The sequence below is a fragment of the Shewanella morhuae genome, from assembly GCF_900156405.1.
GTDB classification, from domain to species: domain Bacteria; phylum Pseudomonadota; class Gammaproteobacteria; order Enterobacterales; family Shewanellaceae; genus Shewanella; species Shewanella morhuae.
The window spans coordinates 142,628-158,075 of record NZ_FTNN01000006.1 but is presented as its reverse complement, the minus strand read 5'-3'; the positions used below and the strand labels follow the sequence as shown (position 1 = coordinate 158,075).

General features: G+C 45.3%; 15 protein-coding genes. 2 read left to right on the top strand and 13 right to left on the bottom strand.

Annotated features, from left to right (window positions below; genetic code table 11):
* Positions 1 to 19: 19 nt before the first annotated feature.
* From BW947_RS09280 to trxA, 5 genes are all read right to left on the bottom strand, one after another.
* Positions 20 to 751 carry a fumarate reductase iron-sulfur subunit gene (locus tag BW947_RS09280; RefSeq protein ID WP_076498815.1) on the bottom strand — a complete coding sequence of 244 codons (732 nt, stop codon included), beginning with the start codon at positions 749 to 751 and terminating at the stop codon, positions 20 to 22.
* Positions 751 to 2,757 (bottom strand): fumarate reductase flavoprotein subunit, encoded by a 2,007-nt coding sequence (locus BW947_RS09275; RefSeq protein ID WP_076498812.1) that lies wholly within the window; start codon positions 2,755 to 2,757, stop codon positions 751 to 753. Before BW947_RS09275 ends, BW947_RS09280 begins: the two co-directional genes overlap by 1 nt.
* A gap of 40 nt (positions 2,758 to 2,797) precedes the next feature.
* Positions 2,798 to 3,523, bottom strand: a complete 726-nt coding sequence (locus BW947_RS09270; RefSeq protein WP_076498810.1) for a fumarate reductase cytochrome b subunit — start codon at positions 3,521 to 3,523, stop codon at positions 2,798 to 2,800.
* Positions 3,524 to 3,999: 476 nt separating this feature from the next.
* Positions 4,000 to 5,265 (bottom strand): transcription termination factor Rho, encoded by a 1,266-nt coding sequence (rho, locus tag BW947_RS09265; protein ID WP_076498808.1) that lies wholly within the window; start codon positions 5,263 to 5,265, stop codon positions 4,000 to 4,002.
* A gap of 208 nt (positions 5,266 to 5,473) precedes the next feature.
* The gene (gene trxA / locus BW947_RS09260; RefSeq protein ID WP_076498805.1) at positions 5,474 to 5,800 is read right to left on the bottom strand and encodes a thioredoxin TrxA; all 327 of its coding nucleotides are present in this window, start codon (positions 5,798 to 5,800) and stop codon (positions 5,474 to 5,476) included.
* 154 nt (positions 5,801 to 5,954) lie between these two features.
* Between trxA and rhlB the strand changes: the two genes are divergently transcribed.
* Positions 5,955 to 7,271, top strand: coding sequence for an ATP-dependent RNA helicase RhlB (gene rhlB / locus BW947_RS09255; protein ID WP_076498803.1), 1,317 nt, complete (start codon positions 5,955 to 5,957; stop codon positions 7,269 to 7,271).
* Complete coding sequence (locus tag BW947_RS09250; RefSeq protein ID WP_076498800.1) at positions 7,272 to 8,198, top strand: Ppx/GppA phosphatase family protein; 927 nt, start codon at positions 7,272 to 7,274, stop codon at positions 8,196 to 8,198.
* A gap of 58 nt (positions 8,199 to 8,256) precedes the next feature.
* On the opposite strand, the gene BW947_RS09245 is transcribed toward BW947_RS09250, so the two are convergent.
* From BW947_RS09245 to pilB, 8 genes are all read right to left on the bottom strand, one after another.
* Positions 8,257 to 8,793 carry a thioredoxin family protein gene (locus BW947_RS09245; protein ID WP_076498797.1) on the bottom strand — a complete coding sequence of 179 codons (537 nt, stop codon included), beginning with the start codon at positions 8,791 to 8,793 and terminating at the stop codon, positions 8,257 to 8,259.
* Between the two features lie 212 nt (positions 8,794 to 9,005).
* Positions 9,006 to 9,398: an 8-oxo-dGTP diphosphatase MutT gene (gene mutT / locus BW947_RS09240; protein WP_076498794.1), complete on the bottom strand. Its 393-nt coding sequence runs from the start codon at positions 9,396 to 9,398 to the stop codon at positions 9,006 to 9,008.
* 79 nt (positions 9,399 to 9,477) lie between these two features.
* A complete protein-coding gene (gene yacG / locus BW947_RS09235) occupies positions 9,478 to 9,687 on the bottom strand; it encodes a DNA gyrase inhibitor YacG (protein ID WP_076498791.1) in 210 nt (69 codons plus the stop codon).
* Positions 9,688 to 9,777: 90 nt separating this feature from the next.
* Complete coding sequence (gene zapD / locus BW947_RS09230) at positions 9,778 to 10,512, bottom strand: cell division protein ZapD (protein ID WP_076498788.1); 735 nt, start codon at positions 10,510 to 10,512, stop codon at positions 9,778 to 9,780.
* Positions 10,505 to 11,122 (bottom strand): dephospho-CoA kinase, encoded by a 618-nt coding sequence (gene coaE / locus BW947_RS09225; RefSeq protein ID WP_076498786.1) that lies wholly within the window; start codon positions 11,120 to 11,122, stop codon positions 10,505 to 10,507. Before coaE ends, zapD begins: the two co-directional genes overlap by 8 nt.
* A 162-nt stretch (positions 11,123 to 11,284) precedes the next feature.
* A complete protein-coding gene (locus BW947_RS09220; protein ID WP_076498783.1) occupies positions 11,285 to 12,211 on the bottom strand; it encodes a prepilin peptidase in 927 nt (308 codons plus the stop codon).
* Between the two features lie 43 nt (positions 12,212 to 12,254).
* Positions 12,255 to 13,523, bottom strand: a complete 1,269-nt coding sequence (locus BW947_RS09215) for a type II secretion system F family protein (protein WP_076498780.1) — start codon at positions 13,521 to 13,523, stop codon at positions 12,255 to 12,257.
* Between the two features lie 177 nt (positions 13,524 to 13,700).
* Positions 13,701 to 15,413 (bottom strand): type IV-A pilus assembly ATPase PilB, encoded by a 1,713-nt coding sequence (gene pilB / locus BW947_RS09210; protein ID WP_076498777.1) that lies wholly within the window; start codon positions 15,411 to 15,413, stop codon positions 13,701 to 13,703.
* Positions 15,414 to 15,448: the final 35 nt, after the last annotated feature.

Here is a 15,448-nt window from a genome sequence, read left to right as displayed (position 1 = left end):
TTATGATTGATAAAATGGGCTAAATTAATGTCATGGCCATTTTGCGCCGTAGGTAAGCGATTTGCTGCATATGCGGTAAATCCTTAGGACAGTTATCTTGGCAACCGAGCAAAGTCATGCAACCAAACACCCCATCCTGATTACCAATCACGTGGTAAAAATCTTCTGCGGTGCGAGCGTCGCGACTATCCATTTCAAAACGAGCGATTTTCATCATACCTACGGCGCCAACAAAGGTGTCACGCATTTGTTTGGTCGCGCAAGCCGAAACACATACGCCACACTCAACACAGCGCTCTAGCTCGTACAGACGTGCAGCTTCAACTGGGTCCATTGGGTCCTCAAGGCGATGCACATCGCTATCATTAGCCTTAGGGTGTAACCACAACTTTAAACGCTCAGCTAATTCGCGCATAAATTTGCCGGTATTCACCGATAGGTCACCAATCAACTCAAAGCCTGGCAGTGGCATTAAGGTGATGTCGCCCTTAGGATATTTGGCGGTTAAGGTACGGCAAGCTAACGTCGGAAAACCGTTAATCACCATAGCGCAACTGCCACAAATACCTGCTCGGCAGACAAAATCAAACTGCAGCGAGGTATCTTGTTCTTCCCTAAGTTTATTGAGGGCGATAAATACTGTCATCCCCGGCGTTTCAGTAAGCTGATATCGGATCATTTTGGGCTTATCGTCTGGCTCCTGCGGATCATAACGAAAGATATTAAAGCTGAGCTGGCGACCTTGGCTCATTATGATTTTTCTCCTAACGCATTGGCGGACGGGCTGGTTAACGTATCACTCAGCCGCTCATTATTGGGTTGTAAACTTTCGGGTAACTCAAAGGGCATAATGGCGCGCTGGCGTTGATAACGGTCGGCATCATCGCCTAGCTCAGCTAAAATCTCAGTAATTTGCTGTTCACGCTTTGCGGTATCGGGATGGGCTATAGCGTTGTTAATGCCATAGCCTCGATAACCCGGTGGTAGTTCCATCTTCATCACATCAAGCGCTTCGTAATTGAGCACAGGTTCGAGCGCATCGGGATCGGGCCAACTGGCTAAGGTGCGATTTAGCCAATCGCGGTCATTTCGCTGCGGAAAGTCTTCACGGGCGTGGGCACCACGACTCTCGGTTCGCGCGGCGGCGCCGCAAGCTACAGTTAATGCCACTTTTAGCATGCGCTTGACCCGCAGGGCTTCGACTAGTTCAGGATTAGCGTGACGTTTCTTACACTTGAGCCCAAGTTTGCGCGAACGCTCGAGCAACACTTTAAGCTCAGCGACGGCTTTATCAAGCTCAGGGCCATTACGGAAAATACCGACATAATCCATCATGATGCGCTGCATTTCGTGTTTGAGCGTAAAGGCACTTTCAATACCATCGCCTTCGATCAACACATCAATTTCACTCTGTACTTGCTGCATAAATTGCTCGACAAGTTGAGTGTCAATTTCTAGGCTATTGTTCTCACAAAAATCGGCGACATATTTACCGATAATCATACCGCCAACCACGGTTTCAGCCAGTGAGTTACCGCCTAATCGGTTAAAACCATGCATGTCCCAACACGCTGCTTCGCCGACGCTGAATAAACCTTTAAGCTGTGGGCTTTCACCGGTGGCATTGGTTCTAATACCCCCCATAGAATAATGCTGGGTTGGGCGCACGGGGATCCAATCTTTAGCGGGATCGATGCCTAAAAAGTTTTCGCAGATTTCCTGCACTTCCCTCAGATTGGTTTCAATATGTTTGCGACCTAGCAGGGTAATATCCAGCCACAAATGCGCGCCGTAAGGACTATCAATCCCTTTACCTTTACGTATATGTTCAGTCATACGGCGCGATACCACATCGCGCGATGCCAATTCCTTTTTATCAGGCTCATAGTCGGGCATAAAGCGATAGCCGTCTTTATCGCGCAGTAATCCACCATCACCGCGACAACCTTCAGTGGTTAAAATGCCCACAGGAACGATAGCTGTGGGGTGAAATTGCACTGCTTCCATATTGCCAAGCTTTGCTACGCCAGTTTCTAAGGCTAATGCTTGACCAATACCTTCGCAGATTATCGCGTTGGTCGAGACCTCATAAATACGACCATATCCGCCCGTAGCGATAGTGGTCGATTTAGCGACATAGGCTCTCAGTTCGCCAGTAATTAAGCAGCGGGCAATCACGCCATGGCAACGTTTGCCATCATGAATAAGTGCCAGCGCTTCGATGCGCTCATGCACGGGAATATCCATAGCAATCGCTTTGTTATCCATAGCGTATAACAGCGAATGGCCGGTACCATCGGCCGTGTAGCAAGTGCGCCATTTTTTTGTGCCGCCAAAGTCACGGGCATTAATCAGTCCATGGGCTTGTTGTGCTTCTTGCAAGGTCACTTTTTGTGCGTTAACAATTACTTGTCTTGGTCCTGCACTCACCCTCGACCAAGGTACGCCCCAATTAGCTAACTCGCGCACGGCTTTAGGCGCACAATGGGCAAACATGCGCGCGACATCTTGATCGCAGCCCCAGTCAGAGCCTTTTACCGTATCTTGAAAATGCACATCCTCATCATCACCCATACCTTTAACGGTATTACCTAAGCTTGCCTGCATACCACCTTGAGCGGCAGCAGAGTGAGAGCGTTTAGCAGGGATGAGCGATAGCACTAAGGTATCAAGTCCACGCTCTTTTGAAGCGATGGCCACCCTTAACCCCGCCAGTCCAGCTCCTACCACTAATGAATCGGTATAAATCAGTTTCACGCCTGCTCCTTAATGGGATCTGTTGTTATTGTCAGCTTAATTATTGTTTCGGTACAAAGGGTTGGATTGGTGTGCCAAGTTCACTGCCAATAAATAAATAGGTAATCAGGCTGGCAGCACCCAGGCATAATAGGTAGATAATCAATATTTTAGCGACGTTACCTAGGGCCGCGCGTCGGCTAGATAAACCCCATTTCAGCGCAACGCGATACAAACCAATCATGGCGTGTATCACAACCGCAGGTAGCAGCAGGGCATACAGTAGCCAAGCATTATCGTGATACACCCGTTCGGCCGATAAATGCGGGCCAATTTCGGGATTTAATATCATCGTAAATAGGTGCGCAGGTATAAGGAAAAATAAGATAAAACCTGTGACTAGCTGCCAAAACCATGCGTGAGTATCCCTATGAGGGATATTGTGCATATGTGTGCGTAGGGCACGCCATTGGCCTAATTGTGTAGGAAAACGCCGTAACGCTAGCGCTGCATGCAGCATCACCACCAGTAACATGAACACTGAAAACACTTGTGTAACGATAGGAAAGCCATGTCCAGAGCTGCTAAATATTCCGCCTTCAAGTAATTGCACTACTTGATAAAACGCTTCTTTGCCGAGCAAAATGCTAGATTCAAAATGCATGTGCAGCAGTAAAAACAAACCGAGCAGAATTCCCGTGGCACTTTGTAGCCAATCAGCCTTTGCTGACCATGGGTGACTCAGTGGCGAACTCACCTTTTTCTTAACTCGAGTCACATCAGTCATTTTGGTTCCACCTATGTCATTTATCGTTGGGCACTGCTTGGCAACTTACACGATAGCAGTAACGTAAATCAGTGGTCAGCAGCACAGATTTAAAGCGTGAGCTAACTCACCAGACAGAGTGCAACTCTTAGAAGATGATCACAAAAGCAACGTTAAAAACAAACAAAGGTAAGACAAGTTAACCAATGTATTTCAGTGTGTTATATCTATAAATGAAACAGTTAATTCGTTTTTTGATGCTAATCATATGGCAGCAATTGCCGTGCCGTATATTGTTTATGTTATATGCGGTGCTGCGAGTAGCACCTTGGTGGGGAGATCAAGTTTTGGCAATGATTGAGTGAGATTTAAGTGAGATATTAATCAAGCCATTGTGGGGGAGTTCAATAAATTTTTGGAGTGAAAAGCGTTGCTAACAAAAAAGCCGCATTATGCGGCTTTTAGATTGATGCTTCGAACTAAGCTTTAGTGCGAGCCTAAGACTTAGAGCGTTTCATCGCAGTGAAGAATTCTTCGTTAGTTTTGGTCATCGCCAATTTGTCGATTAAGAATTCCATTGCGCTGACTTCATCCATAGGATGTAAAATCTTACGCAGGATCCACATTTTTTGCAGTTCATCTTGCGTCGTCAGTTTTTCTTCACGACGCGTACCGCTGCGATTGAAATCAATGGCTGGGAACACACGCTTTTCTGCCGCCTTACGTGACAAATGTAGCTCTTGGTTACCTGTACCTTTAAATTCTTCGTAGATCACTTCGTCCATCTTCGAACCCGTATCGACCAACGCAGTAGCGATAATGGTCAAGCTGCCGCCGTGTTCGATGTTACGTGCTGCACCAAAGAAGCGTTTTGGACGGTGCAGGGCGTTAGCATCGACACCACCAGTTAACACTTTGCCCGATGACGGGATGACTGTGTTATAGGCACGGGCCAGACGAGTAATAGAGTCGAGTAAGATAACTACGTCTTTCTTGTGTTCAACCAAGCGTTTTGCTTTTTCAATCACCATTTCGGCAACTTGAACGTGGCGGCTGGCTGGCTCATCGAAGGTTGATGCGATAACTTCACCCTTAACAAGGCGCTGCATCTCAGTTACTTCTTCTGGGCGTTCATCAATCAGTAATACCATCAACACTACTTCTGGGTTGTTGTAGCTGATGCTTTGAGCAATACCTTGAAGTAATAGGGTTTTACCGGCTTTTGGTGGTGCAACAATCAAACCACGTTGACCTTTACCAATCGGTGAGCATAAATCCAGAATACGTGCCGTAATATCTTCTGTTGAGCCGTTACCGCGCTCCATACGCATACGTTCTTCTGCGTGGAGTGGCGTTAAGTTTTCAAAGAGGATTTTATTACGAGAGTTTTCAGGTTTATCGAAGTTAACTTCGTTGACTTTCAATAGGGCAAAATAACGCTCGCCTTCTTTTGGTGGGCGTATTTTACCAAAAATGGTATCACCCGTGCGCATGTTAAAGCGGCGAATTTGGCTTGGCGAGACATAAATGTCGTCTGGGCCAGCTAAATAAGAACCGTCTGAGCTGCGTAAGAAGCCGAAGCCGTCTTGGAGTATTTCTAATACTCCGCCGCCGAAAATGTCTTCTCCACTTTTTGCGTGGGCTTTAAGGATTGAGAAAATGATGTCCTGCTTACGAGCGCGGGCCATATTTTCGAGCTTCATATTTTCAGCTAGTAAGACTAGGTCAGAAATCGGCGTGTCTTTTAATTCAGTTAAGTTCATTTTGGGGGTCTTGTGTTACGCGACAAAGCTTACCGCTCAATCAGTAAGGATGTAATTCAGAATAGTGATTGACGAGCGAGAAAGAGGTTATTAGAAAGAATCTGGTTATTAAAGTAGCACTAACAAAGCGGGGCGTCCAGAAATTTAGGGAGATTCCGACACAATTAATTTATTGCCTGTGCCGGAGGTCACTCATTACGCGATTAAATTAGATTTGCGCGTCAATAAACTCTTTCAATTGTGTTTTTGATAGCGCGCCAACTTTAGTCGCCGCTAATTCACCGTTCTTGAATAGCAGTAATGTTGGAATGCCACGGACGCCATATTTCGCAGGAGAAACATTGTTTTGGTCAACGTTCAATTTAGCGATAGTCAGGCGACCTGCATATTCTTCAGACACATCGTCTAAAATTGGAGCGATCATTTTACAAGGACCACACCACTCGGCCCAGAAGTCTACCAATACTGGCAAATCAGACTTTAATACGTCGCTTTCGAAGCTGTCGTCACTCAGGTATATAATTTTATCGCTCATGATGTTCTCCAGTTTGGCTGCCATTGCTGGTTTGTTAATGGCTTACCATGTATATTGGGGTTGAAAAATAGCTTTTCAAGTTACCTTTTTTTACAATGTGGCTATTTCAAACGATCGAGTATCTTATTGCAACCTCAACAGGTAAGCTTGCGCTATGAGCGAAACACATCTATCTACCCAAAGGTTTGCCGACCTACCTCTACATCCTGAGGTTAAACAGGCTCTTGCCGAGAACGGCTTCGAATTTTGTACGCCGATTCAGGCGTTATCACTACCTGTATTACTTCAATCGAAAGATATCGCTGGTCAAGCACAAACGGGCACAGGCAAGACAATGGCCTTTTTGGTCGCCACGTTTAACCACTTGCTATCTATGCCCATTCCTGAAGGTCGACTGATAAATCAGCCTCGCGCCATCATAATGGCCCCGACTCGCGAATTAGCGATTCAAATTGCTAAAGACGCTATTTTACTCGCTAAACACACACACTTAAAGGTGGGTATTGTTTACGGCGGTGAAAGTTACGACGTGCAGCGTAAAGTGTTGGATCAAGGTGTTGATATCTTGATTGGCACCACTGGCCGTATTATTGATTACGTTCGCCAAGGCATTATTGGCTTAAATTCAATTCAGGCCGTGGTATTAGATGAAGCTGATCGTATGTTCGATCTGGGGTTTATCAAAGATATCCGTTTCTTGTTTAGACGTATGCCAGAGGCTAATCAACGTCTGAATATGCTATTTTCAGCAACCTTGTCGATGAAAGTGCAAGAGCTGGCTTATGATCATATGAACGAGCCGGTTAAGGTTGAAATCGAGCCTGAAGAAAAAACCTCTAAAAATATTAAAGAAGAAATCTTCTATCCTTCGCAAGAACACAAAATGCGTTTACTGTTGACCTTAATTGAAGAAGATTGGCCAGAAAAAGCCATTGTTTTCTCCAACACTAAGCACAGCTGTGAAACGCTTTGGTCATGGCTTGAAGGTGATGGTCATCGCGTGGGGTTATTGACCGGTGATGTACCACAAAAGAAACGTATCCGTATTCTTGAGCAATTTACCAGTGGTCAGTTAGACATATTAGTGGCGACCGATGTTGCTGCGCGTGGTTTACATATCTCTGACGTATCACATGTGTATAACTATGATTTACCTGATGATTGCGAAGATTATGTACACCGTATTGGTCGTACTGGTCGTGCGGGCAATAAAGGCATGTCGATAAGTTTTGCCTGTGAAGAATATGCGTTGAACTTGCCAGCTATCGAAAGCTATATTAATCATTCGATTCCAGTGAGCAATTACGACGCTGACGCTTTGCTGGCCGATATACCCACTCCTGCAAAAATCCACCGTAAGCATCCTAGCGGCACTCGTAATTTGCGTGATCGTTCAGGAACAGGTCGTCCTGGTGCGCCACGGAGCGGGACGCGTCCTCCTCGTCATGACAGGACTCGTAGACATTCGTAAATGCCAACACCCGCTTATGCAGCCATAACATTAGGCTCAAATAGTTTTAATATGCTGATCGCCAGAACCCGTGGTGATCAGCCACATATTATTGCGAAATATAAACGAAAAGTGAGGCTTGCCGAAGGCATTGGCGATGATGGCTTATTAAGCCATGACGTGATGCAACGCGGTCTCGACTGTTTGAGCATGTTTGCCCAGATGTTAGTGCAACATAAGATAGAGGCAAATCATGTCGCAGTGATTGCCACCGCGACTCTACGTAATGTTAGTAATGCCGATGAGTTTAATCGACGTGCATTACCACTGCTTGGTCATCCGATCGAAATTATCTCTGGTATGCGTGAAGCTGAGCTTATCTATCAAGGTATGGTGGCAACGACTCGCGGTCATGGCCGACGTTTAGTGATTGATATTGGCGGCGCAAGTACTGAGTTTATTATTGGTGATGGGCAGCAAGTATTGTTCAAAACCAGTTTACCTTTTGGTAGCGTAACTTATAACCGCCAGTTTTTCAGTAGTATGCCGTTGCAACAGCTTGATTTTGATGATGCTAAACAGCAGGTGTTAACAACACTAGCTGAGCATAGGCATACTTTACGCGATCTCGGTTGGCACTGTGTTGTGGGGGCTTCTGGTGCGGTGCAATCTGTGGTCGAAGTGCTACTTCACCGTGGTTTGTCTGAGACGATAACCCTTGATGTGTTACATCAGCTAAAGGCTGAAATTCTTATCCAAGATGATATTGGCCTAACAGGTATTTTAGGGCTTTGCAGTGAACGGGCACCAACTTTTACCGCAGGTGTCGCTATCTTATTGGCTTTGTTTGAGTTATTGGGTATTGAACAGTTAGCTTTATCGGGCGGGGCATTGCGTGAAGGGGTATTGGTAATGTTAGCTCAGCGGATTATTGACGAGGCTAACTAGCCTGATGGATAAAATATTAAAGGCCGCATAGCGGCCTTTGTTGTTTTTACTGAGTTGATTATTTTACAATTTCAGCTAAATCTTTTTCTAAGGAAACGGTTGGACGCTCTACAATGCGACCAATTTCTTTGCCTTGCTGCAGCACAATAAAGGTTGGGATACGAGTGAATTCGTATTTAGCCGCCAAACCTTGAGGATCTTGTTTGCTGTGATCGACACCAATATAAGTCACTTTAATATTGGGATTAGCGACTTCTTCCATGATACGGATAAAGCGCGGTGTTTCACGGTGACAATCTGGGCACCAAGTACCAATGATTACAATAATCTCAGTCGGTTCGGTAACGGTTTTTAGCGGGGCAATGGCTGCAGTATCGACTTGATAGCTTTTATAGCCGTCGGCAAACTCATTAAGATCTGTGACTAAATGTTGTGCTTCTACTACGCCAGTTAATATCACTTCTTGTTTCTCCTCACTGCAGGTGGCAATTAAACCTTGTTGTTGTTCTTCAAATCCACAGCCACCGTTGGCAAGTACCTGACAACTAAAAAACAAGGCGGTAGTGGCTATAAATGCCTTAATGTTATTGTGCATGATGCGCCCTTAAAATCGAAGAGAAAGAATGAGATTTGATTCAAACATTATTCTCTATGTGATAAAAGCCGATTATTAATTTGCTGCAAGCAAGATCACGCATTACTTATATAAACTCACCAACTGGCTTAGTCACGTAGCTCTATAGAGGGCGCAGTGGCTATGTGGTCGCGCACTTGAGTTTACTTCTGCAGTGCTGATTACTCTACAGATTAGAGTGCGAGAAGCTTTTCTAGAATCGGCTTATTAGCATCGGGGAAGTTGTATTTTATTAAATCGGCTTTAGTCACCCAAGCAATGAGTTGACCTTCTAGCCCTTGGGCTATGCCGTTAAACTCGGTAACCAAATGGATATCAAGTAGCACTTGTTTATCGGGATAATCAAAGCTCAGCGCCATAAAGGGGCGGCTATCTGTGACGTCCAGAGCCACTTCTTCTTTTAATTCACGTGTTAGCGCCTGCGTAACGGTTTCTCCCGCTTCAACTTTTCCGCCCGGGAACTCCCATTTGCCACCTTGATGTAAATGCTCTGGTCGTTTTGCTAACAGTATTTCACCGGCCGAATTAGTAATAATACCTACGGCCACATGGATGCGCTTAGTCATAATGTTTGTCTATTGATTAGGGGTGGAAAAGTCATCACAGTGAGGATTTAAGCTGAGTGTCGCTGCATCATGCTACAAATTATTCTTTGAAAAAGTCGCCTTCATCGAGATCGAACTCATCAAATGCCTCGGGATCAAATTCTGCTTTAACCGGAATAACATGTTTTTCTGAAGCCCAATCGCCGAGATCAATTAGCTTACAGCGTTCGCTACAAAAGGGTTTAAAGGCCGATTGTGGTACCCATTCAACGGCAGTTTTACAAATCGGGCAGTTAACAGTTAATGGCATAATGGCTCTCTTGGTTTACGGCTATTCTCTGGGGTTACCGCAATGATGCGTATCCAAACGAATATTTTTCAGGCCGTTAGTGTAAAGGCTTCATGCACAGGTAGCCAGTAGGAAATCAATCGAACGGTCAGAGTGGCGTTGATGTTCAAACTGCACAAAATGGATGGCAAAACGGTTTTTATGGCCGCTAATCGTAGGGTAGCAACCGTGGGCTGCATTGACTTTAACCCGCACTAAGGCGAGCGCTTGGGCGCTGTCGCCTTGATAAAAGCCTGCATGGGCAATGGCATTGTCATAATGGGCGGTGCTACGAGTTAATTGCAGTAATAGTGCTATGGGTGTGAGTAAAGGCTCAAAATGCGCTATCCAAGCGCGATAATCCTGCTGTTTTTCTTCCCATGGCTTGGAGAGCCAAAAATGTAATTGCGGTAGGTCGAAATTACAGCAAGCGCCTGGCATGCCAAAACGTTGTCGTAGTGCCGAGATAAAGCGGTCTTGTTTTAATTGGCTGCCAAAGCGTTCAGGTTTTTGTAGATGTTCGCGAGCTTGGGTGAGGGCGTTGATATAAATATTAATTTGCTGGTGGTCGGCGCTGTCTAACTCTTGCCATTTATTGAGTTGCAGCAAGTGCCGCTCAATGTCTTTTAATATTTCATTGCGGTAATCACAGCGTTCAGATAATTCACACAGGGAAAACAGCGGATAAAAACAGCGATGTTGGTGGTCGTGGCTTAGGTTACTTTGCAGCTGCTTATCGAGATATTCAAGCCGCAAGTAGCTACGAATTTTCTCGTTTAAGGGCTGTTCGTAAACTAATTCAGTCATAGGCGTTATCATTACCCGATAATTGTAAATAATGCTGATGCAAGGCGAGCACCTGTCGTTTTAAGCTGGATATCTCTCCCTGATTATCAATAATATCATCGGCTTTAGCGAGCTTTTCGCTACGACTACACTGACTATTGATGATGTTATTAACTTGCGACACATCAACATTGTCCCGTTTTACAGTACGGTTGACTTGTAACTCAGGTGAAATATCCACCACTAAAGTCCGATTGACTAACCTATCTAACCCATTCTCAAATAGCAAGGGCACTACCATAATTACGTAGGCTGAGGTGGCTTTTTCGACTTGAGCGAGCATTTCTGCGCGGATCATCGGATGGAGTAATTGGTTTAACCATTCACGTTCGTCTGGATGATTAAATATTTGTTGTCGCAGTTTGGCGCGGTCGAGATCGCCCTCTGGGGTTAATATCTCAGCGCCAAAATGGGCCTCAATCGCTTTAAGTCCGACAGAACCTTGAGCGACAACGTCACGGGCAACGATATCGGCGTCGACTAAGGTAATCCCTTGTGCGGCAAATAAATTGGCGACAGTCGTTTTACCGCTACCAATCCCACCCGTTAAACCAACAATAAATTTGGACATAACTTTCTCTTAAAAGCCAAGAAGGACGCATCTCTACTAGGAGCTAGAGCGCTTCGCTGCTAAGGCAGGACTTTGTCCTGCGAGTATTTATAAGGGCAAAGCCCGTTCTACATTTTCTAGCCGCTGCGTTTTTTGCAGCACCCGAGAAGGGCGAAGTCCGCTCTATAGGGTTCCTAAATACCAATCAACAATTTGTTGACCAAAGAGCAGTGCTATCCAACCCGCCGCCGCAATATAAGGGCCAAATGGGATAGGGTTTCCTTGCTTGAGGCGTTTGCTGACAATCATAGTCACGCCAACAACAGCGCCGACAAGGGACGAGAGTAAAATCACCAGCGGCAGCATTTGCCAACCTAACCAAGCTCCGAATACGGCCAACAACTTAAAGTCGCCGTAGCCCATACCTTCTTTACCCGTGATTATTTTAAATAACCAAAAAATAGACCATAAACTTAAATAACCTACCGCTGCGCCAATAATGGCATCGGTTGGGCTGGCAAAGGTATGATTTAAATTAATAATTAAACCTAGCCAAAGCAAGGGCAAGGTCATTTGGTCAGGAAGTAGCATCTCATCAAGGTCAATCCCCGTGAGCGCTACCAGTACAAAGGTGAGTATGCTAGCAAACACAAATTGCCAGCTTGGGCCAAAATGCCAAGCGAGTATTGCTACCAATAAACCTGTGATTAACTCAACAATGGGGTAACGGGCAGAGATTGGCGCTTTGCAAGCTGCGCATTTACCTTTTAGCAATAGCCAGCCTAAAATGGGTAAATTATGCCAAGGTTTGATAGCCGTTTTACACTTAGGGCAGGCCGAGCCTGGCACAACCAGATTATATTTATCGGGGAAACTATCGATAGGTTTATTAAGTTTATCAATGCCGATTTGCGTAACGATATCGGCGTGATACTCCTGCAAATACTGGTTACATTCCTGCTGCCATTCGCGCTTCATCATCACCGGAAAGCGATGGATTACCACGTTTAAAAAACTGCCAATGGTGGCGGCAAAAATAAAGCTTAAAGTAATAAATAGCCAAGGGTTCTGGTTTAGAGATTGGCTAAAAAGAGAGATAAATTCATTCATTAACGGTTCTTATTATTAAAATTGCTGCAATTAAAGCGAGGCGCTAGCCTACGATATTTCCCATTTGGAAGATAGGCAGATACATACCAACAATTAAGCCACCTACCAGTGTACCAATTACCACCATCATCACAGGCTCTATCAAGCTGGATAAACCATCCACGGCATCATCAACTTGCATCTCATAAATGTTGGCAACTTTATTTAGCATGTTATCTAAGGAGCCTGATTCTTCACCGATCATCACCATTTGCACCATCATATCGGGGAATAGCCCCGTGGTTTGCATCGCAACGTTCATCTGCATCCCCGCCATTACTTCTTGGCGAATTTTTAATATCGCTTTGCGATAAACCGCATTACCCGATGCGCCCGCAGCAGATTCTAAACCATCAATTAGGGGCACACCTGCGGCAAAGGTAGTGGCTAAGGTACGGGCAAAGCGCGCCATGGCCGCTTTATGTAAAATATTACCAATAACGGGAATTTTAAGAATAATTTCATCGACTCTATCGCGCACCATTTGTGAGTTTCTATGGGCCCTTACAAATAGCCATATCGCCAACACAACAGCCGCCAATATGATATACCAAGCGGCCTGCATCCATCGCGAAATACCAATAATGAGCTGAGTAAAGGCTGGCAGTTCTGCGCCAAAGCCTTTAAAAATATCCTCAAATTGTGGTACTACAAAAAGTAGTAATAACGAGGTTACTAATATAGCTACTATGACCACAGCCGCGGGATAAAACATGGCTTTTTTAATTTTAGATTTAAGTGCTTCGGTTTTTTCTTTGTAGGTCGCTACGCGATCAAACACTAAATCTAATGAGCCTGAGTGTTCACCTGCGGCCACTAAGTCAACATAGAGTTCATCAAAGTAGCGCCTATGGGGGCGCAGGGCATCGGATAAGGGAATGCCCGATTGGATTTCAGTGAGGATAGTCCTCAATAGCTCACGCATTTTGGCTTTTTCATGGCCACGACCAAGCAGTTCAATGGTGGTCACCAAGGGCACGCCCGCTGCGAGCATAGTCGCAACTTGGCGGGTCATCATGGCGATATCCATCGGAGATATGTTAGCGTTGCCTAATTGAAATAAGGGGGAAGATTGCTTACGTACGCTTTTAGGGATAACCCCTTGTGATTTAAGCTGGCTGCGAATTTCAGCCGCAACAGCGCCCTTTAGTTCACCGGATATTCTTTTACCGTCGCGATTAATGCCTTTCCATTCGAAGATATAGATTTTAGGCGGGATATTTTTATCTGATTTTTTAGCACGAGGCTTTCTGCCCGTGGTTGCCGTTGCCATAAATGATCCCTATAAAATAAAATGTGTTAATAACCATTAACGGCAAACCACATTGATAACAGTAATGATGCATGTGGGTTAAGGCCGGCGACGTATCGATTATGGCTAATATTAGCTGAAACATAGGCGTTACTAAAATCTAGCGTTAACTTAATACTATTGTCACGCAAGGATGGTTTAGCCAAAACTGGTTACGCGGTTGACCTCGGCAATACTGGTGACGCCGTGGATCACTTTTAATAATCCTGATTGGCGTAAATCCCGCATGCCTTGCGCCTTAGCTTGGGTGGCAATTTGTAAGGAGTTACCGCCCTCCATTATCGTGCGGGCTATTTCATCGGACATTTTCATCACTTCGTAAATACCGACTCGGCCTTTATAGCCGCCAGAGCAATGCTCACAGCCCACAGGTTTAAAGGTGGTAAAGCCTTGGGTAATCAGCGCTTGGCTAAAGCCTAAACGTTGTAATTCATGCTCTGGGACAACTTCAGCTTGTTTGCATTCGGGGCAGAGACGGCGGGCAAGGCGCTGGGCAATAATCAAATTCACTGAACTGGCGATGTTATATCCGGGTACGCCCATGTTGATTAAACGGGTTAAGGTTTCAGCGGCCGAGTTCGTGTGCAAGGTGGATAATACTAAGTGGCCTGTTTGCGCTGCCTTAATGGCAATTTCGGCGGTTTCTAAGTCGCGAATTTCACCGACCATTACTACATCAGGGTCTTGGCGTAAAAATGAGCGTAGCGCCGAGGCAAAGGTCAGCCCTGCTTTTAGGTTAATATGAACTTGGTTAACGCCTTCAAGGTTAATTTCAACCGGATCTTCAGCGGTCGAAATATTGCGCTCTTCGGTATTGAGAATATTTAACCCAGTATAGAGTGATACCGTTTTACCGGAACCCGTTGGGCCTGTGACTAAAATCATCCCTTGGGGTTTTGCCAGCATTTCAAGGTAGAGCTTTTCTTGGTCGGGCTCGTAGCCGAGTTTTTCGATGCCTAATTGTGCGGAGGAGGAGTCTAAAATCCGCATTACAATTTTTTCGCCCCACAGGGTTGGCAAAGTGCTGACCCGAAAGTCGATAGACTTAGTGCGCGACAGTTTCATTTTAATGCGGCCATCTTGCGGCACGCGGCGCTCGGCAATATCAAGCTTTGACATCACCTTTAAACGGGCAGATAAACGTCCCGCTAAACTAATGGGCGGCTCTGATACTTCATGCAATATGCCGTCAATACGAAAACGAATGCGATAACGCTTTTCATAGGGTTCAAAGTGTAAATCCGACGCACCTTTACGAATCGCATCGGTTAAAATTTTATTAATATAAATCACAATCGGCGCGTCATCACTGGCTTCGCCTGTGGGCTCATCGCGGCGATTGTTAGTATCGGTAATTTCTATTGCAGCAAGCGCTGCTTCATCCATACCACCTAAATCAAGGCCGCTGATATCTTCTTCGAGGATTTTCTCTAACGCTTTCGCTAGCTTATCTTCTTCTACTAGAATCGCTTCGGCGTGCAGGCCGGCACTAAATTGAAAGTCCTCTAGGGCTGCGATATTGGTGGGGTCAGAAGTGCCAATGTAAAGGCGATTACCGCGTTTAAATAATGGCAGACAGCGATGTTTTTCGATTAGTTTTTTATTGAGGAACTCTTCGGGGATGGAGCCTAAATCAAATTCATTTAAATCCAGTAGCGGCGTGCCGTATTCCTCGTAACACAGTTCGGCAATCGCACGGGCGGAGATGAGTTTACTTTGTACTAAGGTGCTCACCAGTGCATGTTTGTTTTGGCGGGATTTAGTGATGGCACTGGCCATCTGCTCTTCAGTTAGCAGGCCTTTACGGATAAATAGGGTGGATAAACCGAGATGGAGGCCAGTTGTTGGCATTAGTTTGAACCAATTATTTTATTGTTAATGGACAG